Source organism: Enterobacter sp. N18-03635, from assembly GCF_004006055.1.
Classification (GTDB): domain Bacteria; phylum Pseudomonadota; class Gammaproteobacteria; order Enterobacterales; family Enterobacteriaceae; genus Enterobacter; species Enterobacter vonholyi.
Genome location: NZ_CP034769.1, coordinates 2,936,208 through 2,960,128 on the forward strand (window position 1 = coordinate 2,936,208; position 23,921 = coordinate 2,960,128).

A 23,921-nucleotide genomic window follows, 5' to 3' on the forward strand; every position below is an offset into this window, starting at 1 on the left:
CGATCCGGCTGAAAAACCCTTCATTTAGCAGGCTTAAACCGTTTTATGCTCGACGGCGATATACATTTCGATATCCCAGTAACCGTCCGCATTGCCGTCATTGAGATAGCGTTCGAAGCAGGGCTTCAGCGCCATCTGGTATTTATTGTCCTGCAGCAGGGAATTGAAGAACTGATACCAGGGCGTGGCGAAGTCGTAGTTTTCCACGCGAGCCGTCGCCACGGCATAGTCCCCGGCCGCGATTTCCGTCATCATGACGCCTTCGCTGTTTTCCGGAATAACGAAATCGTCCGGTACGGTAACGGCCGTATCACAGCGCAGTTTTTCTGCCGGGACTTCATCCGGGTTATCGTAATAGACCGCAACCCACTCCAGCGGCTCAATGTGACACCCGTCAACCCACATGACCAGCTGTTCAAAGCCCTGCTTTACCGTGTGTTCCCACGGGCCGACCAAATGAAAACCGGCAATCTTACGTTTCTGTTGCTGCTTAATGCTGTAGTCCATGCTGCCTCCATTTATTACTGTATATTTATACACTATAAAACTGGATTATCATTATCAGCAAACGAGGAGTGTTTATTATGTGAGCAGACTCGCAACCCTGCCAGTCTGCTCAGCAGGACTTATAGCGTGTGATGCAGGTAATCGCTCAGTCGAGAGAACAGGCCGCCTTTATCAACGGCTTCCAGCGTTACCAGCGGCCAGTGGGCTACCACTTTGTCGCGGTCATAGAGCTGGATTTCTCCGACCCGCTGATGCGCGGCAATCGGCGCTTCCAGCTCTTTTTTATCCAGCACGTATTTGGCTTTGATGTTCGGCACTTCCGCTTTCGGCAAGGCCAGCCAGAAGTCCTGGTCGGTTCCCAGTTTCACCTGTTCCTTGTCGCCGTACCAGATGCGCTCCGTCCCCACTTTTTTTCCGCTATGCAGGATCTGCACCGTATCGAAATTCTGCTGTCCCCAGTGCAGCAGTTTTCGGGCCTGGTCCTCACGCCCTTTCGGGCTGTCCGCCCCCATCACCACAGCGATTAAACGGCGCTGGCCGTCTACGGCAGACGCAATCAGGTTAAAGCCAGCCCCCGAGGTATGCCCCGTTTTAAGGCCGTCCACGTTCATGGTTTTATCCCACAGCAGGCCGTTACGGTTTTGCTGGGTGATCCCGTTCCAGGTCAGGCTCTTTTCGCTGTACATATGGTAAAACTCAGGCTCGCCGTGGATGATGGCCCGGGAGAGTACGGCCAGGTCATAGGCGGAGCTGTGCTGGCCCGGCGCGTCCAGCCCGTGGACGGTTTCAAAATGCGTATCGCGCAGGTTCAGCTTCTGCACGTAGTCGTTCATCATTTTCACGAACTGCGGCTGCCCGCCCGCCACGTGATCGGCCAGCGCCACGCAGGCGTCGTTGCCGGAATCGACTATCAGGCCGCGGCTCAGATCGCGCACGGAGACGCGATCGCCCTCTTTCAGGAACATCAGCGACGAGCCGTCAAAAACCGGGTTACCTTTTGCCCACGCGTCACGCCCTACGGTGACAATGTCGTCCGGCGTAATGCGGTGGCTATCAATGGCCCGATCCACCACATAGCCCGTCATCAGCTTGGTCAGGCTCGCCGGATTACGTTGTTGATGTTCGTTGCCCGCCGTTAAAATCTGACCAGTCGTGTAGTCCATCAGCACCCAGGAGCCAGCCTGAATGGCCGGAGGCTGCGGCGAAAAATCCAGTGGTTCGGCCGCAAAAGCAGATGAGACACTCGAAGCGAGTAAAGAAACAGCAATAAACAGACGGCGTTTCAACGGTATATCCTCAGGTCAGTAAAAATCGATGACCTTTTTACGGGAGTTCTGATGTCGTTACCTGGCTTAATTGCAAAAAAATGTGACAGAACGCAGATTTTTCTCTGAAGCTGGCGCGCAAATTTGCCACGCGGCGGTGCTTTTTATTCGGTCTGACCCGCGCGATCGTTTACCATAGTGGCGTCATTTTTTAACAGGATGGTATTACTGGTGTCTGACTCTGCCGCTCGCCCGACTTTTTTGTTCCACGACTACGAAACCTTTGGCACTCACCCGGCGCTGGACCGACCGGCGCAGTTTGCCGCCATCCGTACCGACGACGAATTCAACATTATTGGCGAGCCTGAGGTCTTTTACTGCAAGCCTGCGGATGACTACCTGCCGCAGCCCGGCGCGGTCATGGTTACCGGCATCACCCCTCAGGAAGCGCGGGAGAAAGGCGTTAACGAGGCAGAATTCGCCCGACGCATCCACGATCTGTTTACCGTCCCCAATACCTGCGTGGTCGGTTACAACAACATCCGCTTCGATGACGAAGTGACGCGCAATATCTTTTATCGCAACTTCTACGATCCCTATGCCTGGAGCTGGCAGAACCGCAATTCACGCTGGGATTTGCTCGACATCATGCGCGCCTGCTACGCCCTGCGTCCTGAAGGCATTAACTGGCCGGAAAATGAGGAAGGGCTGACCAGCTTCCGGCTGGAACACCTGACGCGCGCCAACGGTATCGAGCACAGCAACGCCCACGACGCGATGGCGGACGTCTATGCCACCATTGCCATGGCGAAGCTGGTGAAAAGCGCACAGCCCCGGCTGTTTGAGTATCTGCTAAGCCATCGCAGCAAGCAGAAGCTTATGACCCTTATCGACGTACCGCAGATGAAGCCGCTGGTGCATATTTCCGGCATGTTTGGTGCATGGCGCGGCAATACCAGCTGGGTTGCCCCGCTGGCGTGGCATCCGGACAACCGTAATGCGGTCATCATGGTGGACCTGGCGGGCGATATTTCACCCCTGCTGGAGCTCGACAGCGATACCCTGCGCGAACGTTTGTACACGCCGAAGAATGAACTCGGCGATCTGCCTGCGGTGCCGGTCAAACTGGTGCACATAAATAAATGTCCGGTACTCGCTCAGGCGAACACGCTGCGCCCGGAAGATGCTGACAGGCTGGGCATCAACCGTCAGCACTGCCTCGATAACCTGAAAGTGCTGCGCGAAAACCCGCAGGTGCGCGAGAAAGTGGTTGCTATCTTTGCCGAGGCGGAACCATTCGTGCCGTCTGAAAACGTGGATGCCCAGCTCTATAACGGCTTCTTCAGCGATGCCGATCGCGCGGCCATGAATATCGTTCTGCAAACCGAGCCGCGTAACTTACCGGCGCTTGATATCACCTTCGCCGATAAGCGCATCGAAAAGCTGATGTTTAATTACCGCGCGCGTAATTACCCGGGAACCCTGGATGAAGCAGAGCAGGAACGCTGGCTGCAGCACCGTCGCAACGTATTTACCCCAGAGTATCTGCACAGCTATGCTCAGGAGCTGGAAATGCTTTATGGCCAGTATGAAGGGAATGCTGAGAAACAGGCACTGTTGAAATCCCTGTTCCAGTACGCGCAAGAGATAGTCTGAAAGTCAGAAATAAAAAAACCGGAGGCGATGGTCTCCGGTTTTTTTTGCCCTGCGGCGCTGCGCTTACGCGGGCTTACGGGTTATGTAGGTCGGGTAAGGCGTAACCGCCACCCGACACAGTCTTACGCGACGTCTTCGTACTGCGGAACCGGGTTACGGAAGCTCTTCGTAACGCAGGCCAGGTAAATCAGGCCGATACCCGCCCAAATCAGGCCAAGCACCATCGAGCTCTCTTCCAGGTTAACCCACAGCGCGCCCACGGTCAGGGCACCACACATCGGCAGGAACAGATACTGGAAGTGATCTTTCAGCGTCTTGTTACGCTTTTCACGGATCCAGAACTGAGAGATAACCGACAGGTTAACAAAGGTAAACGCCACCAGCGCACCAAAGTTAATCAGCGCCGTTGCCATCACCAGGTCAAAGTTAATTGCCAGAAGCGCAATCGCACCGACCAGGATGATGTTCATCGCCGGGGTACGCCAGGTTGGATGCACGTAGCCGAAGAAACTTTTCGGGAATACGCCATCGCGGCCCATTACGTACATCAGACGCGCAACGCCTGCATGCGCGGCCATACCGGATGCCAGTACGGTGATGGTGGAGAAGATCAGCGCGCCAACCTGGAACGCTTTACCCGCCACATACAGCATGATTTCTGGCTGAGACGCATCCGGATCCTTGAAGCGAGAAATATCCGGGAAGTACAGCTGCAGGAAATAGGTCGAGAAAATAAAGATCAGACCGCCAATCAGCGCCGTCAGGAAGATGGCACGCGGGATCACGCGCTCTGCATCCTTCGTTTCCTCGGACAGGTTGCTGATTCCGTCAAAACCGGTAAAGGAGAAGCACAGAATGGTTGCCCCGGTAATCATCGGGATCACATGCGCATCACCAGACCAGAACGGTTTGCTGCTCGCCAGCGTACCAGCGCCTTCGCCGTGGAACACGCCATAGATCACCATGCCAAGAATAACGGCAATCAGGACAACCTGAAGCACAACGATAACAGAGTTAAAGTTGGCAACGGACTTGATGCTGCGCAGGTTAAAGGCCGTCATAAAGGCCACCAGCGCCACGACGAACATCCAGGATGGAATCGATGGCACCAGCGCTTCAAAATAGATTTTTGCCAGCAGAATGTTGATCATCGGCGCGAACAGGTAGTCGAGCAGCGAAGACCAGCCCACCATAAAGCCAACCGTCGGGCTGATGGATTTCTGTGCATAGGTGTAGGCGGAACCGGCAGACGGATAGCGGCGAACCAGCTTACCGTAGCTCAGCGCGGTAAAGAGGATCGCAATCAGCGCGAAGCCGTAAGCCGTCGGCACATGACCGTCTGTGAGGCCTGATACGATACCGAATGTATCGAACAGCGTCATCGGTTGCATATAGGCCAGGCCCATCATAACAACCGGAATCAACGTAAGCGTTTTACGTAATTCCACGCGAGAGGTGTTTGGAGTTGCGTTATGCGACATAGTTATTCTCCTTTAAGGTGATAACCGCCACGTAAGCGAAAAATTGCCCCATTTGTTTCTTCCTCAGCGACAACAACTGTCGGATTTTAGTAAATATCTATCCGGTACGAAGCCCGGCCTCTTGGTTTTTAGTTTCGTTTCGTACATGCAAAAAAAAATAACCGACGCCTTTTATATCGTCGATTATTCATTTGGTTGCAGCGGCGGCATTTTGCCCCACATCGGATACAAAAGGCAATACTTTGCAACGCAGCGGGTAATTTTCTTTTTGCTAACTGGCTGATTTCTCGACGCTGCCCTGAGCATAAACAGCGGCGATAGCACTATTTGCTAAAATTTCGTCGCGCCACCAGGCACTGGCCAGCCCGGCGGTCTGTTCATTCCAGCCCACCCACACCGACTCATGGCTGTTTTGAGCAAGTACCTGTTTTTCAACAAGCGCACCGCTGTCAATAAACCGCTGCGCCAGATAGCGGGGCAAATAACCGCAGCCCAGGCCGCTTATTTGCAGCTCCAGCTTGGTTTTAAAGTCGAAAACGGTGATGGCCTCCTGCTCATCAAGCAGCTGTGAGGAGGCCGAACATTCCGGACGAGAGCTGTCCCCCACCACAATCGCGCGGTAGCCTTTAATCACGCGGCGGTTAAGCGGCTCAGGCTCCTGAGCCAGGGGATGATGGGGCGCCACGGCAAATACCTGCTCCAGCACGCCCAGCCGGGCAAAACCAAAATCGCTCAGCTGGGGAGGCTCATGGAGTGCACCGACAAAAATATCCGCCCTGCCCTGGGTTAAAGCATCCCAGGAGCCACCCAGCACGCCGTTGATAAAGATAAGACGGGTCACGCTGTGGTGTTGATAAAAAGCTTCAATCAGCGGCGTCAGGAGAGAAAACGGAAAGGTATCATCTACGCCAATAACCAGCTCGTTTTCCCATCCCTGATGGAGCTTAACGGCCTGTTTTTCCAGCTCGCGAACGGTATGCAGAACTTCGCGGCCTTTTTCCAGCAGCATCTGTCCGGTTCGGGTAAAACGTGCGCGGTGCCCGGAGCGATCGAGGATCTGAATATTGAGATCGCTTTCCAGTTTTTGAACGGTATAGCTCAACGCAGACGGGGTTTTGTAGAGCTTTGCCGACGCAGCGGCAAAGCTCCCCTCTTTTTCCAGTGCATCCAGAATAATAAGAACATCCAGCAGCGGTTTCATGCTCGCCCCCTTCTGGTGTGCGATCGTCTCCGCTGCGGGTCTTATTCCATGGGCATAACCAGCGGATCGGGATACTGATACTCAAACCCCAGCTCATGACAAATGCGATTGCCATCAACAATTTTGCCTTTGCTGTCATCTTTTGCCTCACTAAAGACCGGCGGAGCCAGGCCAAGCTGACGTGCCATCAGCGGGTAAAAGGTGCTGCGCGCCGGATGAGACGGTGCACATATATTATAGATGTGTCCGCCTTTCGGAGCCTGTAAGAGTAACTCAATCGCGCCAATAACATCCTCAAGATGGACAAGATTCACGCCGTGCTGGCCGTCTGGCGCCGTCTTTCCGGCAAAAAAGCGTCCCGGATGGCGTCCAGGCCCCACCAATCCTGCCAGACGCACGATATCAACCTGCGTGCCGGGAAGATTATGCAACCAGTCTTCCAGCTCTTTCAGGACCTGACCGCTCGCCGTAACGGGACGGCGCTCGGAGCTCTCTTTTACCACACCTTCAGCATCGCCATAGACCGACGTCGAGCTGGTGAAAACAATGCGCGGTACGTGATGCGCCAGCGCGCTGTCAACAATCTCCTGCATCGCCTGCAGATAAAATGATTCGCCCGGGCCGCTGCGCCGCGCGGGTAGCGTAATGACCAGCGCATCCACGTTCATCAGCGTGTCCAGATCGTCCGCATCACACACCAGCTCCGGCTCCAGACGCAGTTCAACGCCATCAATACCGCACATGCGCGCCGCTTCGACCCCATCTCGGGTGGTCTTGCTCCCGGTCACCTGCCAGCCTTTCGCGGCTAATGACATCGCCAGCGGCATTCCCAGCCATCCTAAACCGACAATCGCGACCTTTTTCATGCGAATTCTCCTGACTCTCACTCGTCTTTCATAAGGCTACGCCAGCCCGGCAGAACACACAATTCATAGCATCAATATGAAATGAATTAATGATCAAAAAAAGCCCTTGCAATATGTCGTACAACTGGTTTAGGTTAAAAGACATCAAATGAATAAGCATTCATCGAGAATTTATATGACACGCGTTCAATTTAAACACCACCATCATCACCATCATCCTGACTAGTCTTTCAGGCGATGTGTGCTGGAAGACGTTTGGATCTTCCAGTGGTGCATGAACGCATGAAAAAGCCCCCGGAAGATCTTCTTCCGGGGGCTTTTTTTTGGACCGAATTCAGACAGGTTAAAACAGGTTAACGAGGAATAAAGAATGTTAGATAACTCACGTTTACGCATAGCTATTCAAAAATCAGGCCGTTTGAGTGACGATTCACGCGAACTGCTGGCCCGCTGCGGGATTAAAATTAACCTGCACACCCAGCGCCTGATTGCTCTGGCTGAAAACATGCCCATCGACATTCTGCGCGTGCGTGATGACGATATTCCCGGCCTGGTCATGGATGGCGTCGTTGACCTCGGCATCATCGGGGAAAACGTGCTGGAAGAAGAGCTGCTGACCCGCCGCGCGCAGGGCGAAGATCCGCGTTACTTCACCCTGCGTCGTCTGGACTTCGGCGGCTGCCGCCTGTCGCTGGCAACGCCGGTTGATGAAGCCTGGGACGGCCCGGCCGCGCTGAACGGCAAACGTATTGCCACCTCCTACCCTCACCTGTTAAAGCGTTATCTGGATCAGAAAGGCGTGCAGTTTAAATCCTGCCTGCTGAACGGCTCCGTTGAAGTGGCGCCGCGTGCGGGTCTGGCGGACGCCATCTGTGACCTGGTCTCTACCGGCGCGACGCTGGAAGCGAACGGCCTGCGCGAAGTGGAAGTGATCTACCGCTCCAAAGCGTGCCTGATTCAGCGCGACGGCGAGATGGCGGATGCCAAGCAGCAGCTGATTGACAAGCTGCTGACCCGCATTCAGGGCGTCATTCAGGCGCGTGAGTCCAAGTACATCATGATGCACGCCCCAACCGAGCGCCTGGATGAAGTGATTGCCCTGCTGCCGGGCGCCGAGCGCCCAACCATCCTGCCGCTGGCGGGCGATCAGCAGCGCGTGGCGATGCACATGGTGAGCAGCGAAACCCTGTTCTGGGAAACCATGGAAAAACTGAAGGTGCTGGGCGCAAGCTCCATCCTGGTGCTGCCGATTGAGAAGATGATGGAGTAATGGCCATGAGCTTTAACACAATCATCGACTGGAATACCTGTAGCGACGCACGGCAGCGCGAGCTGCTGATGCGCCCGGCGATTTGCGCCTCTGAAAGCATCTCGCGCACCGTGGCTGAGATCCTGGATAACGTCAAAGCCCGTGGCGATGACGCGCTGCGTGAATACAGCGCGAAGTTTGATAAGACGGAAGTCGGCGCATTACAGGTTACCGAGCAGGAAATCATTGATGCCAGCAATCGTCTGGGTGACGACATCAAGCAGGCAATGGCTGTTGCGGTGAAAAACATTGATACCTTCCACACCGCGCAGAAGCTGCAGACCGTAGATGTCGAAACCCTGCCCGGCGTGCGTTGCCAGCAGGTAACGCGCCCGGTTGCGTCCGTCGGCCTCTATATTCCCGGCGGCTCTGCGCCGCTTTTCTCCACCGTACTGATGCTGGCGACTCCCGCGCGGATTGCCGGGTGTCAGAAAGTGGTGCTGTGCTCGCCGCCACCGATTGCCGACGAGATCCTCTACGCGGCGAAGCTGTGCGGCGTGCAGGCGGTCTATAAAGTGGGTGGCGCGCAGGCGATATCCGCCCTGGCGTTCGGCACGGAATCCATTCCGAAGGTCGACAAAATCTTTGGTCCGGGCAATGCGTATGTGACCGAAGCCAAGCGCCAGGTCAGCCAGCGTCTGGACGGCGCGGCCATCGATATGCCTGCCGGCCCGTCTGAGGTGCTGGTGATTGCCGACAGCGGCGCAACGCCGGATTTCGTGGCATCCGACCTGCTTTCACAGGCGGAACACGGCCCGGACTCGCAGGTCATCCTGCTGACGCAGGACGCCAATATGGCAAAACGCGTGGGCGAAGCCGTTGAGCGTCAGCTTGCCGACCTGCCCCGCGCCGACACGGCACGTCAGGCGTTAGCGGCCAGCCGCCTGATTGTGGCGCGCGATCTGGAGCAGTGCATTGCCATTTCTAACCAGTACGGCCCGGAGCACCTGATTATTCAGACCCGCAACGCGCGCGATCTGGTCGATAGCATTACCAGCGCGGGCTCGGTGTTCCTCGGCGACTGGTCACCGGAGTCAGCGGGCGATTACGCCTCCGGCACCAACCACGTGCTGCCCACGTACGGCTACACCTCAACCTGTTCCAGCCTCGGCCTGGCGGATTTCCAGAAGCGCATGACCGTGCAGGAACTCTCCCGCGAAGGGTTTGCCTCACTGGCCTCGACCATTGAAACCCTGGCTGCCGCCGAGCGCCTGACCGCCCACAAAAATGCCGTTACGCTGCGCGTTGCAGCCCTGAAGGAGCAAGCATGAACATTGAAGAATTAGCCCGCGAAAATGTCCGTCGCCTGACGCCTTACCAGTCTGCGCGTCGTCTGGGCGGCAAAGGGGATGTCTGGCTGAATGCTAACGAATTCCCGACTGCGGTGCAGTTTGAGCTGTCGCAGCAAACGCTGAACCGTTATCCGGAGTGTCAGCCGAAGGCGGTAATCGAAAACTACGCGCAGTATGCTGGCGTGAAGCCAGATCAGGTGCTGGTCAGCCGCGGCGCGGATGAGGGTATTGAGCTGCTGATCCGCGCGTTCTGCGAGCCGGGCAAAGACGCCGTCATGTACTGCCAGCCGACCTACGGCATGTACAGCGTCAGCGCGGAAACCTTCGGCGTGGCGTGCCGCAACGTGCTCTCACTGGAGAACTGGCAGCTGGATCTGCAGGGCATTGCCGACAATCTTGAGGGCGTTAAAGTCGTCTTTGTCTGCAGTCCAAACAACCCGACCGGGCAGATTATTAACCCGCAGGATATCCGCACCCTGCTGGAGATGACGCGCGGTAAAGCGCTGGTGGTGGCCGACGAAGCCTATATCGAGTTCTGCCCGCAGGCGACGCTGGCTGGCTGGCTGGAAGAGTATCCGCACCTGGTGGTGCTGCGTACGCTGTCGAAGGCTTTCGCCCTTGCGGGCCTGCGCTGCGGCTTTACGCTGGCGAATAAAGAGGTCATCGACCTGCTGCTGAAGGTGATCGCTCCGTACCCCCTCTCGACGCCGGTAGCCGATATTGCGGCACAGGCGCTGACGCCTCAGGGAATCAACGCGATGCGCGAGCGCGTGGCGCAAATCCTGGAGGAACGTCAGTATCTGGTGACTGCCCTGAAGGATATCCCGTGCGTGGAGCAGGTGTTCGACTCGGAAACCAACTACATCCTGGTACGCTTCACCGCATCGAGTGCCGTATTTAAATCTTTATGGGATCAGGGCATTATCTTACGAGACCAGAATAAACAACCTTCTCTGAGCGGGTGCCTGCGCATTACCGTCGGCACCCGCGCAGAGAGCCAGCGCGTGATTGACGCCCTGAAAGCGGAGAAAGTATGACCCAGAAGATCCTTTTTATCGATCGTGACGGCACCCTTATTTCGGAGCCACCAGCCGATTTTCAGGTCGATCGATTCGACAAGCTGGCCTTTGAACCGGACGTGATCCCGGTGCTGCTCAAGCTACAAAAAGCCGGATACAGGCTGGTGATGATCACCAATCAGGACGGTCTGGGTACCGACAGCTTCCCGCAGGCAGACTTTGACGGCCCGCATAATTTAATGATGCAGGTGCTGACCTCTCAGGGCGTGGTATTTGATGAGGTGCTGATTTGCCCGCACATGCCGGCCGACGAGTGCGACTGCCGTAAGCCAAAGGTGAAGCTGGTTGAGCGCTACCTGGCTGAAGATGCGCTGGATAAAACCAACAGCTATGTTATCGGCGATCGCATCACCGATATTACGCTGGCGGAAAACATGGGCATCGCGGGACTGCGATACGACCGCAACAACCTGAACTGGACGATGATTGGCGAGCAGCTGACAAAACGCGACCGCTACTCGCACGTTGAACGTAACACTAAAGAGACGCAAATTGATGTGAAGGTCTGGCTGGATCGCGAAGGCGGCAGCAAGATCCACACCGGCGTGGGTTTCTTCGACCACATGCTGGACCAGATTGCCACCCACGGCGGTTTCCGCATGGAGATCACGGTAAAAGGCGATCTTTATATTGACGATCACCACACCGTGGAAGATACCGGCCTGGCGCTGGGTGAAGCCCTCAAGCTGGCGCTCGGTGATAAACGCGGCATCAACCGTTTTGGCTTTGTCCTGCCGATGGACGAGTGTCTGGCGCGCTGTGCCATGGACATCTCCGGGCGCCCGCACCTGGAATATAAAGCAGACTTCAATTACCAGCGCGTGGGCGATCTGAGCACAGAAATGGTGGAGCACTTCTTCCGTTCATTGTCCTACACCATGGGCCTGACGCTGCACCTGAAGACCAAAGGCAAGAACGACCACCACCGCGTAGAGAGTCTCTTCAAGGCCTTCGGCCGCACGCTGCGCCAGGCAATCCGCGTGGAAGGTGACGCCCTGCCCTCATCAAAAGGAGTCCTGTAATGAACGTGGTGATTCTGGATACCGGATGCGCCAACCTGAACTCCGTAAAGTCGGCGATTGCGCGCCACGGCTACGAGCCGGTGGTCAGCCGTGACCCGGACGTGGTGCTGCGCGCCGACAAACTCTTTTTACCGGGCGTAGGTACCGCGCAGGCTGCAATGGATCAGATTCGAGAACGCGATCTGATCGATCTGATCAAGGCCTGTACCCAGCCGGTACTGGGCATATGCCTGGGCATGCAGATCCTGGGCCGCCGCAGCGAAGAGAATAACGGCGTTGACCTGCTGGGCATTATTGACGAAGACGTGCCGAAAATGACTGATCACGGTCTGCCTCTGCCGCATATGGGCTGGAACCGCGTGTACGCCAAAGCGGGCGACAGGCTGTTTCGCGGCATCGAAGACGGCGCGTATTTTTACTTCGTGCACAGCTACGCCATGCCGGTGAACGTGAATACGATCGCCCAGTGCACTTACGGCGAGGCGTTTACGGCAGCCGTACAGAAAGACAATTTCTTCGGCGTGCAGTTTCACCCGGAGCGCTCTGGCGCCGCGGGCGCGCAGCTGCTGAAAAACTTCCTGGAGATGTGATGATTATTCCCGCGTTAGATTTAATTGACGGTACGGTTGTCCGTCTGCATCAGGGTGATTACGGGCAGCAGCGAGACTACGGAAACGATCCGCTGCCGCGTCTGCAGGATTATGCCGCCCAGGGTGCGCAGGTACTGCATCTTGTGGATTTGACTGGCGCGAAAGACCCGGCGAAACGCCAGATCCCGCTGCTTAAACAACTTATTGCGGGTGTTGATGTGCCGGTACAGGTTGGCGGCGGCGTGCGTACGGAAGATGACGTCGCGGCGCTGCTGGACGCTGGCGTGGCCCGCGTGGTGGTAGGTTCAACCGCCGTGAAAGATCCTGAGACGGTGAAGGGCTGGTTCCGCCGCTTTGGCGCCGACGCCCTTGTACTGGCGCTGGACGTGCGTATTGACGAACAGGGCAACAAGCAGGTGGCCGTCAGCGGCTGGCAGGAAAACTCCGGCGTCACGCTGGAAGAGCTGGTTGATATCTATCTGCCCGTTGGCCTGAAGCACGTGTTATGCACTGACATCTCCCGCGACGGTACGCTGGCTGGCTCCAACGTCTCGCTTTATGAAGAGGTTTGTGCGCGTTATCCGCAGATAGCGTTCCAGTCTTCCGGCGGTATCGGTGATATAGGCGACGTAGCCGCGCTGCGCGGTACCGGTGTGCAGGGTGTGATTGTGGGCCGGGCTCTGCTGGAAGGTAAATTTACTGTGACGGAGGCGATTCAATGCTGGCAAAACGGATAATCCCTTGCCTGGACGTACGTGACGGCCAGGTCGTGAAAGGCGTGCAGTTCCGCAACCACGAGATCATTGGCGACATCGTTCCGCTGGCAAAACGCTATGCTGATGAAGGCGCAGACGAGCTGGTGTTCTACGATATTACCGCGTCCAGCGATGGCCGCGTGGTCGACAAAAGCTGGGTGGAACGCGTGGCGGAAGTGATCGACATTCCGTTCTGCGTGGCGGGCGGAATTAAGTCCGCTGACGACGCCGCCAAAATTCTCTCGTTTGGCGCCGACAAGATTTCCATCAACTCCCCTGCCCTGGCCGACCCGGAGCTCATTACCCGCCTCGCCGATCGTTTTGGCGTGCAGTGTATTGTGGTCGGGATCGACACCTGGTATGACGCCGCAACGGGCAAGTATCACGTCAACCAGTACACGGGGGATGAAAGCCGCACGCGCGTGACGCAGTGGGAAACGCTCGACTGGGTGCAGGAAGTGCAAAAGCGTGGCGCTGGCGAGATTGTCCTCAACATGATGAATCAGGATGGCGTGCGTAACGGGTATGACCTCGAACAGCTGAAAAAAGTTCGTGAGGTCTGCCACGTTCCGCTGATTGCCTCCGGCGGCGCGGGCACCATGGAACATTTCCTGGAAGCCTTCCGCGATGCGAACGTGGACGGCGCGCTGGCCGCTTCCGTGTTCCACAAGCAGATTATTAATATTGGTGAGTTAAAAACGTACCTGGCCGACCAGGGCGTGGAGATCAGGGTATGTTAACAGAGCAACAACAGGCGCAGCTGGACTGGGAAAAAACGGACGGATTACTGCCGGTGGTTGTCCAGCATGCCGTCTCAGGCGAAGTGCTGATGCTGGGGTATATGAACCAGGACGCGCTGGCGAAAACGCTCGCCAGCGGCAAAGTGACCTTCTACTCCCGCACGAAACAGCGCCTGTGGACCAAAGGCGAGACCTCGGGTCATTTCCTGAATGCAGTGAGCATTACGCCAGACTGCGATAACGACACCCTGCTGGTGCTGGCAAACCCAATCGGCCCAACCTGCCATAAGGGCACAAGCAGCTGCTTCGGCGAGGCGAGCCACCAGTGGTTGTTCCTGTATCAACTGGAACAGCTGCTGGCAGAGCGTAAAACGGCTGACCCTGAAAGTTCGTATACCGCGAAGCTGTACGCCAGCGGAACCAAGCGTATTGCGCAGAAGGTGGGTGAAGAAGGCGTGGAAACCGCGCTGGCCGCGACGGTGCATGACCGCGAGGAGCTGACGAATGAAGCATCGGACCTGATGTATCACCTGCTGGTGCTGCTGCAGGATCAGGAGCTGGATTTGACGGCGGTGATTGAAAATCTTCGCAAACGGCACAAATAAAAAAACCGGGGAATATCCCCGGTTTTTTTATCTGCAAATCAGGCTTTTGGTTTGTAGTTGCGCAATGCGTTGCGGCCAAGCACCATGCCAGAACCAATCATTCCGCCCAGCAGCACGGCCAGAATTAGAACTATCGCTTTTTTCGGGCTGTCACGACGTACAGGGAGTTCCGGCTTCATGACATAACGGTAAACGTGGATTGTGTCCGGGTTTACGTTCAGATTCTGGATGTCCAGCAGATTTCGCCTGGTCTGATAATAGGCTCTTGGGAAAACCAACGGGAGAGAAGCTTCGTTGTCAATCATTGATTTCAGCCCCTCACTTCCCAGCAGGAACATCGTTTCCTGAGTTACTTCCTGGGTTTGCTGAAGCTGAGGCGAGGTAATTTTCGCCGCTTCTGCGTTCTTCAACGCCTCAGCAATCTGTTTGATACGCAGATCCTTCTGCTCCTGAGCGACCTTCTCCTGGTTTTTCAGAGAATCATTCAGGGTTTTTATCTGCGCTTTGATGTTGTCAGTAAGGTCAGCGGCGAGTTCTTTTGCCGTTTGCTCATCTACCTGCTGAATGTACTGCGCCAGCTGCTTTTGCGCGGCTTCTGCCGATGAACTGGTATACGATACAATTAACGGGAATGGCTGATCTTTAACCTTGGGCTCAATTGTCAGTTTTTCAGGTACAGCCTGGTTTTCGAGCGCCTGCGACAACGCCGAGAATGATGAGCTAAAACGGCCGATAGCACGCGTTTGGTTGTCATTCATTGTAGGTGCGGCGGTACCATACAGGATATTCAACGCATTAGAATAGCTGGCAATCTGAGCTGCGTCAGGTTGTGCAATAATTGCGCTAGAGGTCCACTTTTCTTTTGCAACGGATAAATATCCAATTGCCAGGGCGATACAAACAACAACAAAGGCTGCTATCACCCACTTCCCACGCCACAGCTGGAACACTAAATCAAGTAAATCAATTTGCTCAGGGTCATTGCTTCTGCTGACCTGGCTATTGTTGTTTTGCGTCATACAATCCCTAACTGATAAAAAAAGGGCAAACATAATTAAGTTTGTATAGTTTATCGATTACTGGCGATTTTTCTATAAGAATCCGATGAGTAATATCGGAAAGATGGGTTATGTAACTAACCCCCTTCGCGCTATCATAGACGCCATGTGATGCGTTACGGCATCTAAAGAATAGGGTTTATGAGGGAAGCTATGAAATTTTTGGTCACGGGTGCCGCAGGTTTTATCGGTGCGAATGTCAGTAAACGCCTCCTTGAGGCTGGTCATCAGGTTGTCGGTATCGATAACCTCAATGAATACTACGATGTCAACCTGAAGCTGGCACGCCTGGAACTGTTAAAATCTGAGCGTTTCACCTTTCACAAGCTGGAATTAGCCGACCGGGAAGGTATGGCCACGCTTTTCGCGGCTGAGAGGTTTGACCGTGTGATTCATCTTGCCGCGCAGGCGGGCGTACGCTACTCCCTGGAAAACCCACACGCCTATGCTGATGCCAACCTTATTGGGCATCTCAACGTGCTGGAAGGCTGTCGCCATAACAATGTTCAGCATCTTCTGTATGCCTCGTCGAGCTCCGTATACGGTCTCAACCGCAAGATGCCTTTCTCCACTGACGACTCCGTGGATCATCCGGTCTCGCTCTATGCTGCGACTAAAAAAGCCAACGAGTTGATGTCGCACACCTATTCGCATCTTTACAACTTGCCGACCACCGGGCTGCGCTTCTTTACCGTGTATGGTCCATGGGGCCGTCCGGATATGGCACTGTTTAAATTCACCAAAGCGATGATTGAAGGCAAAAGCATCGACGTTTACAACTACGGCAAGATGAAGCGCGACTTTACTTACATCGACGACATCGCCGAAGCCATTATTCGTCTGCAGGATGTCATTCCTCAGGCCGATGCAGACTGGACCGTTGAGACCGGTTCCCCGGCGACCAGCTCCGCGCCGTATCGCGTTTACAATATTGGTAACAGCTCGCCAGTCGAACTTATGGATTACATTACCGCGTTGGAAGAAGCACTGGGTACAAAAGCAGAGAAAAACATGCTGCCTCTCCAGCCAGGGGATGTTCTGGAGACCAGTGCCGATACCCAGGCTCTTTATGAGGTGATCGGATTTAAACCGCAAACCTCGGTTAAGGATGGAGTGAAAAACTTCGTTAACTGGTACCGCGAGTTTTACAAAGTCTGAAAATAAAAAAACCCGGCTTATCCGCCGGGTTTTTTATGGAGCAAGAGAATTAGTCGCTACCGAAGAGATCTCGGGTATAGACTTTGTCAGCTACGTCAGCCAGTTCTTCAGCCATGCGGTTTGAAATGATGACATCGGCTTCTTTCTTAAATGCATCCAGGTCGCGGATCACACGAGAATTGAAGAACTGATCGTCCGGCATGGCAGGCTCATAGATGATAACCTCAACCCCTTTGGCTTTGATGCGCTTCATGATCCCCTGAATAGAAGAAGCGCGGAAATTATCGGAACCACTCTTCATGATCAGACGATATACGCCCACCACTTTGGGTTGACGCGCGAGGATGGAGTCGGAGATGAAATCTTTACGGGTACGGTTCGCATCAACAATCGCCGAAATGAGATTATTCGGCACAGCCTGATAGTTTGCCAGCAGTTGCTTAGTGTCTTTTGGCAGACAATAGCCACCGTAGCCAAATGACGGGTTGTTATAGTGGTTGCCAATGCGTGGGTCGAGACATACCCCTTCAATAATCTGACGGGTATTCAGTCCAAGGCTCTCTGCGTAGCTGTCCAGTTCATTGAAATAAGCCACTCGCATTGCCAGATAGGTATTCGCGAAGAGCTTGATCGCCTCAGCTTCAGTGGAGTCGGTAAACAGCACCTGAATATCTTTCTTCAGGGCCCCTTCCTGTAGCAACGCAGCAAAACGTTCAGCGCGCTCAGAACGTTCGCCAATAACGATACGCGAAGGGTGCAGGTTATCGTAAAGCGCTCTACCCTCGCGCAGGAATTCCGGCGAGAAGAAGATATTATCAATACCGAATTTTTCTTTAATGGATTTGGTAAAACCGACAGGGATGGTCGATTTAATCACCATCACCGCATCAGGGTTGATCGCGATAACGTCTTTGATTACCGCTTCTACCGTTGAGGTGTTGAAATAGTTGGTTTTAGGATCGTAGTCAGTAGGCGTCGCAATGATGACGTAATCCGCATCGCGGTATGCATCTTCTTTATCTGTCGTGGCGCGGAAATTCAGCGTTTTATGGCTAAGATAGTCCTGGATCTCTTTATCCACAATCGGCGATTTTTTCTGATTAAGCATATCCACTTTGGCCTGCACGATATCCAGCGCAACCACTTCATGATTCTGAGCAATCAGAATGCCGTTAGAAAGACCGACATACCCTGTTCCGGAGATTGTTATTTTCATTCGCTAATGACTTCTGTGAGTTAACTGTACTGATGGCCGCCAGACCATCGCGATAAACATAACTGTTGGGCTTTGTACCTCCTGGGAAACTGAACTGTCAAGGCAAACCAGGAGTAATGGCTACGAGCGGGGCGAGATTCAGACTACTTCGAATAACAGGCGACATTTCTTGCATAAAAAAACCCGGAGACAGGCTCCGGGTTTTGATGACAGCGAGTAAGCTAACTTATTCCATCCATTCGGTATGGAACACGCCTTCTTTATCGGTACGTTTGTAAGTATGCGCACCGAAGTAGTCACGCTGTGCCTGAATCAGGTTAGCTGGCAGAACAGCCGCACGGTAGCTGTCGTAGTAGGCTACTGCAGCAGAGAAGGTCGGAACCGGGATACCGTTCTGGACAGCGTAGGCAACCACATCACGCAGCGCCTGCTGATATTCGTCAGCAATTTTCTTGAAGTACGGTGCCAGCAGCAGGTTGGCGATACCGGCGTTTTCAGCATAGGCATCGGTGATTTTCTGCAGGAACTGCGCACGAATGATGCAGCCCGCGCGGAAGATCTTCGCGATCTCACCGTAATTCAGATCCCAGTTGTTCTCGTCTGATGCCGCACGCAGCTGAGAGAAGCCCTGCGCGTAAGAGACGATTTTACCCAGGTACAGTGCACGACGCACTTTTTCAACGAATTCGGCTTTATCACCCGCTGGTTTAGCCTGAGGGCCAGACAGCACTTTAGATGCCGCAACGCGCTGCTCTTTCAGGGAAGAGATGTAACGCGCGAAGACGGATTCGGTGATCAGTGACAGCGGTTCGCCCAGATCCAGAGAGCTCTGGCTGGTCCATTTACCGGTGCCTTTGTTCGCTGCTTCGTCCAGAATCACATCAACCAGGTATTTACCTTCTTCATCTTTTTTAGTGAAGATATCTTTGGTGATGTCGATCAGGTAGCTGTTCAGTTCGCCTTTGTTCCACTCGGTAAAGGTTTCAGCCAGCTCTTCGTTAGAAAGGTTAAGACCGCCTTTCAGCAGGGAATAAGCTTCAGCAATCAGCTGCATGTCGCCGTATTCGATGCCGTTATGCACCATTTTCACATAGTGACCGGCACCGTCAGGACCGATATAAGTCACACACGGCTCGCCATCTTCTGCAACAGCAGCGATTTTAGTCAGAATAGGCGCAACCAGTTCGTATGCTTCTTTCTGGCCGCCAGGCATGATGGATGGGCCTTTCAGAGCGCCCTCTTCACCACCGGAAACACCGGTACCGATGAAGTTAAAGCCTTCAGCAGAAAGTTCACGATTACGACGAATGGTGTCCTGGAAGAAGGTATTACCGCCATCAATGATGATGTCACCTTTTTCGAGGTAAGGCTTCAGGGAGTCGATAGCTGCATCGGTACCTGCGCCAGCTTTCACCATTAACAGGATACGACGAGGCGTTTCCAGAGACTCAACGAACTCTTTCACCGTATAGAAAGGAACCAGTTTCTTGCCAGGGTTCTCGGCAATGACTTCTTCGGTCTTATCACGGGAGCGGTTGAAAACGGAGACGGTATAACCACGGCTTTCGATGTTCAGCGCCAGGTTGCGCCCCATCACTGCCATACCGACAACGCCGATCTGTTGCTTGGACATTACATACTCCTGTCAGGTGTGGTCACCACGGCTTATGCGCGGCTTGAAATGTGGTTGAGATGTTAACTCAGTATTAGGTGACATGAATAGCTTTTGCTGATCTATGTCACACTGATTGCACAATCCAGGTACAGTCAAGCCGCCAGATATACGCTGGCGGCAGACCCTCACTTCCGGAGCAAAGCCAGAATTTCTTGCGTCTTCTCTTCCATCAGCGCCGTGTCAGCGCGGGACTCCACGTTCAGGCGCACCACCGGCTCGGTATTGGACGAGCGCAGGTTAAAGCGCCACTGCGGGAACGCCATGCTGATGCCGTCCGTACGGTCAATTTCCAGCGCGTGAATCGCAAAGTGCTGCTCCACGCGGGCAATCGCCTCGGCCGGCTCCGCCAGCTTGCTGTTGATCTCCCCGCTCGCCGGGAACGCCGACATACGGTCGCGCACCAGCTCGCCCAGCGTCTGTCCCTTCAGGCACAGCAGTTCGGTCACCAGCAGCCACGGGATCATCCCGCTGTCGCAGTAGGCAAAATCACGGAAGTAGTGGTGGGCGCTCATCTCGCCGCCGTAGATGGCGTCTTCTTCGCGCATGCGCTCTTTGATGAAGGCGTGGCCGGTTTTGGACATCACCGGCGTGCCGCCCGCCGCTGACACCACGTCGACGGTGTTCCAGGAAAGGCGCGGGTCATGAATGATTTTCGCGCCCGGGTTTTTCTCAAGGAACGCTTCCGCCAGCAGGCCGACAATGTAGTAGCCCTCGATGAACTGCCCTTTCTCGTCGAACAGGAAGCAGCGGTCGAAGTCACCGTCAAAGGCGATGCCCATGTCCGCGCCGTGCTCAATCACCGCGTTGCGGGTGTCGTCGCGGCACTCCGGCAGCAGCGGGTTAGGAATACCGTTCGGGAAGTTGCCGTCCGGGGTGTTGTGCACTTTCACGAAGGTCACCGGCACGTTCAGGGCCTTAAAGCGCGCTTCCAGGGCATCGACAACCGGGCCGGCCGCGCCGTTGCCGGAGTTAATCACCAGCTTCAGCGGCTTCAGGTTTGCCACGTTGATGTAGCCCAGCAGGTGGTCGATGTACTCTTTCTGCAGGTTGATTTTTTTGTAGCTGCCGCGCTTCGCCTCGTTCACCGGCGGGAAATCGTTGGCTTCCGCCAGGCGCTGCACGTCGCGCAGGCCGGTGTCGCCGCTGATAGGACGGGCGCCCTTGCGCACCAGCTTCATCCCGTTGTAGTCCATCGGGTTGTGGCTGGCCGTCACTTCGATACCGCCGTCGACGCCCAGGTGGAACGTGGCAAAGTAAATCTCTTCGGTTCCGGAAAGGCCGATGTCCAGCACGTCCACGCCCGCATCCTGCAGCCCTTTCGCCAGGGCCAGCTTCAGGGATTCACTGGTCAGACGCACGTCGCCGCCCAGCACGATGGTCTGCGGTTTTAAGTATTCGCCGTACGCGCGGCCAATGCGCCACGCGATGTCTTCATTCAGCTCTTCGCCCAGCCTGCCGCGAATATCGTAGGCTTTAAAACAAGATAATGTATTCATAGTATATAAATTAAACTCGACCATATCGATCAGCTATCCGAACGATGTCATCGTCCCCAAGGTAAGGACCAGAGCGAACCTCAATAATTTCTAGTGGAATTTTGCCCGGATTTTCAAGGCAATGTTGCGCTCCTACCGGAATATACACCGATTCATTTTCACCTAATAAGAATTGTTTATCCTCTAGGGTAACTTTCGCAGTACCAGCAACGACAACCCAATGCTCCGATCGATGGAAATGTGTTTGAAGGGAGATACCTTCACCTGGATTTACTTCAATTCTTTTAACTTCATACCGCTTACCAGCATCAATAGAATCACATCTCCCCCATGGTCTATAAACTTCTCGATGGATTCTGTATTCACTACGACCGGCCGTTTTCAACTCTTCAACAATTTTTTTAACATCCTGGACGGCATTGTGTTTAGTTACTAAGATGGCATCTTTAGTTTGGACAACAATTAAATCTTCAACGCCAAGCATAGTGACAAGTCCAGATTGTGCATGGACATAATTGTTTGAACTATTGTGAGCTATGACATCACCAATTAAAACATTTCCTCGTTCATCTTTAACACTAATGTCCCATAATGAAGACCATGATCCCACATCACTCCAACCCGCACTCATCGGTACAACAACAGCATTAGCTGTATGTTCCATCACGGCGTAGTCAATAGAAAGATCAGGGCAACGAGAAAAGATATCGTGATCAATGCGGATAAAGCATAGATCCTTGTCAGGCGATTGTATCGCTTTACTACAAGAATCATAAATATCAGGGCAGAATTTATGTAGCTCAGAGAGATATTTCCGAGCACCAAACATAAACATTCCACTGTTCCAATAATATCCGCCGTCAGATAAGAAACCTTCTGCTACTGTCCGTTCTGGTTTTTCAACGAAGGCATTAACTTTGAAGGCACCAGAAACTCCACCACTGCTAATTTCATCACCAGCCTGAATATAACCAAAACCTGTTTCTGGGGAGGAAGGCTCAATACCGAAAGTAACTAAATTACCATCTATAGCATAGGATGTGGAAATCTTAATGGCGTTAATAAAGGCAGTGTTATCTTTAATAATATGATCTGCCGCTAAAATTAATAAAAGCGCATCTTCATTATCAGCAAGATCTTTTAAACACTGAATTGCTGCTAACGCAACTGCAGGAGCAGTATTGCGACCAATGGGTTCAAGAATGATTTCGTTGAGAGCATTTATTTGCCTAAGCTGTTCAGCAACAATAAATCGATGTTCTTCATTACAAATAACTACAGGACATTCAACTTCAAGCTTACTTAGTCGTGAAATTGTTTGCTGAAGCATAGTTTGCTCACCTTCAAGCGTTAAGAACTGCTTGGGATAAGTCAAACGCGAAAGTGGCCACAGGCGCGAACCGCTGCCGCCAGCCATAATTATAGGAATAATTTTCATTAATTATCTCTCAAGAAATCTTTAACCCAGTAATCAACAGAATACTTATTATACAACTCTGCCGTTAATGCTTTATAGTTTTTTTGCAGGAAGTTTTGAATTTGATTTTTTGTAACCGAACCATCAATTACAAGTATATTGTCTTCGTTATAAAAATCATAATGACAGATATTCTTATTAGTTGTGATTAGTTTGCGCTTAGCGCCCAATGTTTCTATAGAGCGCATGGTAAGTCCTTGTTGTAACGGGTGAGATATATCAAGAATACATCTGGAATTAATAACTATCGAAACAACATCTTTTTTACTCAGAGAACTAAATGAAACATCTTTAAGCGAAACTCTTTTAATTTCACGAGTTATATATTTCTTAAATAAGAAAACGATGTAGCTCGGGCAATAGAAAAACACATAACACCTAAAGCCACTACATATTTTTTTTACTTGTTCGTATCTCGATGAATGCACAGTCCCTATAAAAGATATATCGAACTGTGGACTTTCACTCAACTCATCAATCTTATAGACATTTGAATAGAAGAGCGGTTTAAGTTTAATGTTATATAATTCAGCATCATCTGAATCAAAAGTATAAAACGCATCGGAACAGGGTATTAAATCTAGTGCCTGTGGTTTATTTTTAAAAGAATCCCACATATAAACAACTATATTACTGCATTTTTCTCTAAATTTTTTTAGTATTTCAGGCGTAATACATTCAGGGCTAATGATGATCAGAAAGTCCACTGGCTTGGTCAATGTATTAAAAATTTTCAGATAATAACTTTCGATCTTTTTTTTCAAAATGTCGTTGTAACCAAGCCTTATAAGTGCACGAATAAATATATTCGTGGATGGACGTTCATCATGCAGCTCAACATCATAGCCTTGGTTTTCAATTGCTTTCTTTATCTCAATATCATATGAGAAAAATTTTGGGCAGAAAACTAAAGCTTTTTTAGACTCAAACACGAACCCACTCTCCTGATTCTTTATTATATATTTTGATTATTTTTGCAGGAACCCCAGCTATTACGCAATAATCAGGAAAAGTTCCTCGCACTACGGAATTCGCACCAACAATGCACTGTTCACCAAGAATTGTACCAGCCTGAATTGCAACACCCATACCTATGAAACAATTTTTGCCAATGATAGTTTCGCTATATTTGTGGCTCTGCCGTGGAATTGGCACGCCAATTTCTTCATAATTATGATCAATAGAAGTTATATATACATTAGCAGTAATTAATGTTCCCTGCTTGATAACTAATTTAGTCCCAGAAGTGATATGAACATTTTGAGCTAATGAAACATCATCTTCTATAATTATTTCACCATCGCCATGAGTTTCTAACCGACACCCAGGGAAAATACGAACATGTTTTCCAATGGAAACGCGGTTCAGGCCTTTAAAAAAAACTGGAAAGGCAATAAACGTAGGGAATCTAATTTTTTTTAAAAAGAGAGATAAAAATAATGCTGAGAATAACCATTTTATTTTGAAAAACAT

The 23,921-nt window shown here is 52.7% G+C and carries 23 protein-coding genes and 1 other annotated feature; of the genes, 11 read left to right on the forward strand and 12 right to left on the reverse strand.

What is annotated here, in order from left to right; translation table 11 throughout:
• Positions 1-33 precede the first annotated feature (33 nt).
• Both sbmC and dacD read right to left on the reverse strand, forming a co-directional pair.
• Positions 34-507 carry a DNA gyrase inhibitor SbmC gene (gene sbmC / locus ELK40_RS14745; protein ID WP_127731582.1) on the reverse strand — a complete coding sequence of 158 codons (474 nt, stop codon included), beginning with the start codon at positions 505-507 and terminating at the stop codon, positions 34-36.
• 119 nt (positions 508-626) lie between these two features.
• On the reverse strand, positions 627-1,793 hold the full coding sequence (dacD, locus tag ELK40_RS14750) for a serine-type D-Ala-D-Ala carboxypeptidase DacD (protein ID WP_032646438.1): 1,167 nt from the start codon (positions 1,791-1,793) through the stop codon (positions 627-629).
• Positions 1,794-2,000: 207 nt separating this feature from the next.
• On the opposite strand from dacD, the gene sbcB reads away from it, so the two are divergent.
• Positions 2,001-3,428 (forward strand): exodeoxyribonuclease I, encoded by a 1,428-nt coding sequence (gene sbcB / locus ELK40_RS14755; RefSeq protein WP_181574069.1) that lies wholly within the window; start codon positions 2,001-2,003, stop codon positions 3,426-3,428.
• 122 nt (positions 3,429-3,550) lie between these two features.
• On the opposite strand, the gene plaP is transcribed toward sbcB, so the two are convergent.
• The 3 genes from plaP to ELK40_RS14775 form a co-directional block, all read right to left on the reverse strand.
• Positions 3,551-4,909, reverse strand: coding sequence for a putrescine/proton symporter PlaP (gene plaP, locus ELK40_RS14760; protein ID WP_023312362.1), 1,359 nt, complete (start codon positions 4,907-4,909; stop codon positions 3,551-3,553).
• 271 nt (positions 4,910-5,180) lie between these two features.
• Positions 5,181-6,110 carry a LysR substrate-binding domain-containing protein gene (locus ELK40_RS14770; RefSeq protein WP_115875771.1) on the reverse strand — a complete coding sequence of 310 codons (930 nt, stop codon included), beginning with the start codon at positions 6,108-6,110 and terminating at the stop codon, positions 5,181-5,183.
• A gap of 41 nt (positions 6,111-6,151) precedes the next feature.
• Positions 6,152-6,976, reverse strand: coding sequence for an SDR family oxidoreductase (locus tag ELK40_RS14775; RefSeq protein ID WP_111966141.1), 825 nt, complete (start codon positions 6,974-6,976; stop codon positions 6,152-6,154).
• Between the two features lie 175 nt (positions 6,977-7,151).
• Between ELK40_RS14775 and hisL the strand changes: the two genes are divergently transcribed.
• From hisL to hisIE, 9 genes are all read left to right on the forward strand, one after another.
• Positions 7,152-7,202 carry a his operon leader peptide gene (gene hisL, locus ELK40_RS14780; RefSeq protein WP_001364200.1) on the forward strand — a complete coding sequence of 17 codons (51 nt, stop codon included), beginning with the start codon at positions 7,152-7,154 and terminating at the stop codon, positions 7,200-7,202.
• Positions 7,178-7,301, forward strand: a sequence feature (His leader region). (Overlaps the previous gene by 25 nt.)
• Positions 7,302-7,346: 45 nt before the next feature.
• Positions 7,347-8,246 carry an ATP phosphoribosyltransferase gene (hisG, locus tag ELK40_RS14785; RefSeq protein WP_127731584.1) on the forward strand — a complete coding sequence of 300 codons (900 nt, stop codon included), beginning with the start codon at positions 7,347-7,349 and terminating at the stop codon, positions 8,244-8,246.
• Between the two features lie 5 nt (positions 8,247-8,251).
• Positions 8,252-9,556: a histidinol dehydrogenase gene (hisD, locus tag ELK40_RS14790; protein ID WP_127731586.1), complete on the forward strand. Its 1,305-nt coding sequence runs from the start codon at positions 8,252-8,254 to the stop codon at positions 9,554-9,556.
• Positions 9,553-10,614, forward strand: a complete 1,062-nt coding sequence (gene hisC / locus ELK40_RS14795) for a histidinol-phosphate transaminase (RefSeq protein WP_115875773.1) — start codon at positions 9,553-9,555, stop codon at positions 10,612-10,614. Before hisD ends, hisC begins: the two co-directional genes overlap by 4 nt.
• Entirely contained in the window at positions 10,611-11,678 is a 1,068-nt protein-coding gene (hisB, locus tag ELK40_RS14800; protein ID WP_127731588.1) for a bifunctional histidinol-phosphatase/imidazoleglycerol-phosphate dehydratase HisB, read from the forward strand. The genes hisC and hisB overlap by 4 nt, the downstream gene beginning before the upstream one ends.
• The gene (gene hisH / locus ELK40_RS14805) at positions 11,678-12,268 is read left to right on the forward strand and encodes an imidazole glycerol phosphate synthase subunit HisH (RefSeq protein ID WP_127731590.1); all 591 of its coding nucleotides are present in this window, start codon (positions 11,678-11,680) and stop codon (positions 12,266-12,268) included. Before hisB ends, hisH begins: the two co-directional genes overlap by 1 nt.
• Entirely contained in the window at positions 12,268-13,005 is a 738-nt protein-coding gene (gene hisA, locus ELK40_RS14810; RefSeq protein WP_127731592.1) for a 1-(5-phosphoribosyl)-5-[(5-phosphoribosylamino)methylideneamino]imidazole-4-carboxamide isomerase, read from the forward strand. The genes hisH and hisA overlap by 1 nt, the downstream gene beginning before the upstream one ends.
• Positions 12,987-13,763: an imidazole glycerol phosphate synthase subunit HisF gene (hisF, locus tag ELK40_RS14815; RefSeq protein WP_111966136.1), complete on the forward strand. Its 777-nt coding sequence runs from the start codon at positions 12,987-12,989 to the stop codon at positions 13,761-13,763. The genes hisA and hisF overlap by 19 nt, the downstream gene beginning before the upstream one ends.
• On the forward strand, positions 13,757-14,368 hold the full coding sequence (hisIE, locus tag ELK40_RS14820) for a bifunctional phosphoribosyl-AMP cyclohydrolase/phosphoribosyl-ATP diphosphatase HisIE (RefSeq protein ID WP_111966135.1): 612 nt from the start codon (positions 13,757-13,759) through the stop codon (positions 14,366-14,368). The genes hisF and hisIE overlap by 7 nt, the downstream gene beginning before the upstream one ends.
• Positions 14,369-14,406: 38 nt before the next feature.
• On the opposite strand, the gene wzzB is transcribed toward hisIE, so the two are convergent.
• Positions 14,407-15,387: an LPS O-antigen chain length determinant protein WzzB gene (gene wzzB, locus ELK40_RS14825; RefSeq protein WP_127731594.1), complete on the reverse strand. Its 981-nt coding sequence runs from the start codon at positions 15,385-15,387 to the stop codon at positions 14,407-14,409.
• 192 nt (positions 15,388-15,579) lie between these two features.
• Between wzzB and ELK40_RS14830 the strand changes: the two genes are divergently transcribed.
• On the forward strand, positions 15,580-16,584 hold the full coding sequence (locus ELK40_RS14830) for an NAD-dependent epimerase (protein WP_127731596.1): 1,005 nt from the start codon (positions 15,580-15,582) through the stop codon (positions 16,582-16,584).
• A 49-nt stretch (positions 16,585-16,633) separates the two neighbouring features.
• Here the strand turns inward: ELK40_RS14830 and ugd are convergent, their stop codons facing one another.
• From ugd to ELK40_RS14860, 6 genes are all read right to left on the reverse strand, one after another.
• Positions 16,634-17,800, reverse strand: a complete 1,167-nt coding sequence (gene ugd, locus ELK40_RS14835; protein ID WP_111966133.1) for a UDP-glucose 6-dehydrogenase — start codon at positions 17,798-17,800, stop codon at positions 16,634-16,636.
• Positions 17,801-18,026: 226 nt separating this feature from the next.
• Positions 18,027-19,433, reverse strand: a complete 1,407-nt coding sequence (gene gndA, locus ELK40_RS14840; protein ID WP_028013772.1) for an NADP-dependent phosphogluconate dehydrogenase — start codon at positions 19,431-19,433, stop codon at positions 18,027-18,029.
• A gap of 167 nt (positions 19,434-19,600) precedes the next feature.
• Positions 19,601-20,971, reverse strand: coding sequence for a colanic acid biosynthesis phosphomannomutase CpsG (cpsG, locus tag ELK40_RS14845; RefSeq protein WP_127731598.1), 1,371 nt, complete (start codon positions 20,969-20,971; stop codon positions 19,601-19,603).
• A gap of 10 nt (positions 20,972-20,981) precedes the next feature.
• Complete coding sequence (locus ELK40_RS14850) at positions 20,982-22,409, reverse strand: mannose-1-phosphate guanylyltransferase/mannose-6-phosphate isomerase (RefSeq protein ID WP_115875779.1); 1,428 nt, start codon at positions 22,407-22,409, stop codon at positions 20,982-20,984.
• A complete protein-coding gene (locus tag ELK40_RS14855; protein WP_127731600.1) occupies positions 22,409-23,380 on the reverse strand; it encodes a lipopolysaccharide biosynthesis protein in 972 nt (323 codons plus the stop codon). Before ELK40_RS14855 ends, ELK40_RS14850 begins: the two co-directional genes overlap by 1 nt.
• On the reverse strand, positions 23,373-23,921 hold the full coding sequence (locus ELK40_RS14860; RefSeq protein WP_115875781.1) for a DapH/DapD/GlmU-related protein: 549 nt from the start codon (positions 23,919-23,921) through the stop codon (positions 23,373-23,375). Before ELK40_RS14860 ends, ELK40_RS14855 begins: the two co-directional genes overlap by 8 nt.

Coding starts and splice junctions, on each gene's coding strand:
- sbmC (WP_127731582.1), bottom strand. CDS start 507: ATGGACTACAGCATTAAGCAGCAACAGAAACGTAAGATTGCCGGTTTT.
- plaP (WP_023312362.1), bottom strand. CDS start 4,909: ATGTCGCATAACGCAACTCCAAACACCTCTCGCGTGGAATTACGTAAA.
- ELK40_RS14770 (WP_115875771.1), bottom strand. CDS start 6,110: ATGAAACCGCTGCTGGATGTTCTTATTATTCTGGATGCACTGGAAAAA.
- ELK40_RS14775 (WP_111966141.1), bottom strand. CDS start 6,976: ATGAAAAAGGTCGCGATTGTCGGTTTAGGATGGCTGGGAATGCCGCTG.
- hisG (WP_127731584.1), top strand. CDS start 7,347: ATGTTAGATAACTCACGTTTACGCATAGCTATTCAAAAATCAGGCCGT.
- hisD (WP_127731586.1), top strand. CDS start 8,252: ATGAGCTTTAACACAATCATCGACTGGAATACCTGTAGCGACGCACGG.
- hisC (WP_115875773.1), top strand. CDS start 9,553: ATGAACATTGAAGAATTAGCCCGCGAAAATGTCCGTCGCCTGACGCCT.
- hisB (WP_127731588.1), top strand. CDS start 10,611: ATGACCCAGAAGATCCTTTTTATCGATCGTGACGGCACCCTTATTTCG.
- hisH (WP_127731590.1), top strand. CDS start 11,678: ATGAACGTGGTGATTCTGGATACCGGATGCGCCAACCTGAACTCCGTA.
- hisA (WP_127731592.1), top strand. CDS start 12,268: ATGATTATTCCCGCGTTAGATTTAATTGACGGTACGGTTGTCCGTCTG.
- hisF (WP_111966136.1), top strand. CDS start 12,987: ATGCTGGCAAAACGGATAATCCCTTGCCTGGACGTACGTGACGGCCAG.
- hisIE (WP_111966135.1), top strand. CDS start 13,757: ATGTTAACAGAGCAACAACAGGCGCAGCTGGACTGGGAAAAAACGGAC.
- wzzB (WP_127731594.1), bottom strand. CDS start 15,387: ATGACGCAAAACAACAATAGCCAGGTCAGCAGAAGCAATGACCCTGAG.
- ELK40_RS14830 (WP_127731596.1), top strand. CDS start 15,580: ATGAAATTTTTGGTCACGGGTGCCGCAGGTTTTATCGGTGCGAATGTC.
- ugd (WP_111966133.1), bottom strand. CDS start 17,800: ATGAAAATAACAATCTCCGGAACAGGGTATGTCGGTCTTTCTAACGGC.
- gndA (WP_028013772.1), bottom strand. CDS start 19,433: ATGTCCAAGCAACAGATCGGCGTTGTCGGTATGGCAGTGATGGGGCGC.
- cpsG (WP_127731598.1), bottom strand. CDS start 20,971: ATGAATACATTATCTTGTTTTAAAGCCTACGATATTCGCGGCAGGCTG.
- ELK40_RS14850 (WP_115875779.1), bottom strand. CDS start 22,409: ATGAAAATTATTCCTATAATTATGGCTGGCGGCAGCGGTTCGCGCCTG.
- ELK40_RS14860 (WP_115875781.1), bottom strand. CDS start 23,921: ATGTTTTTCAAAATAAAATGGTTATTCTCAGCATTATTTTTATCTCTC.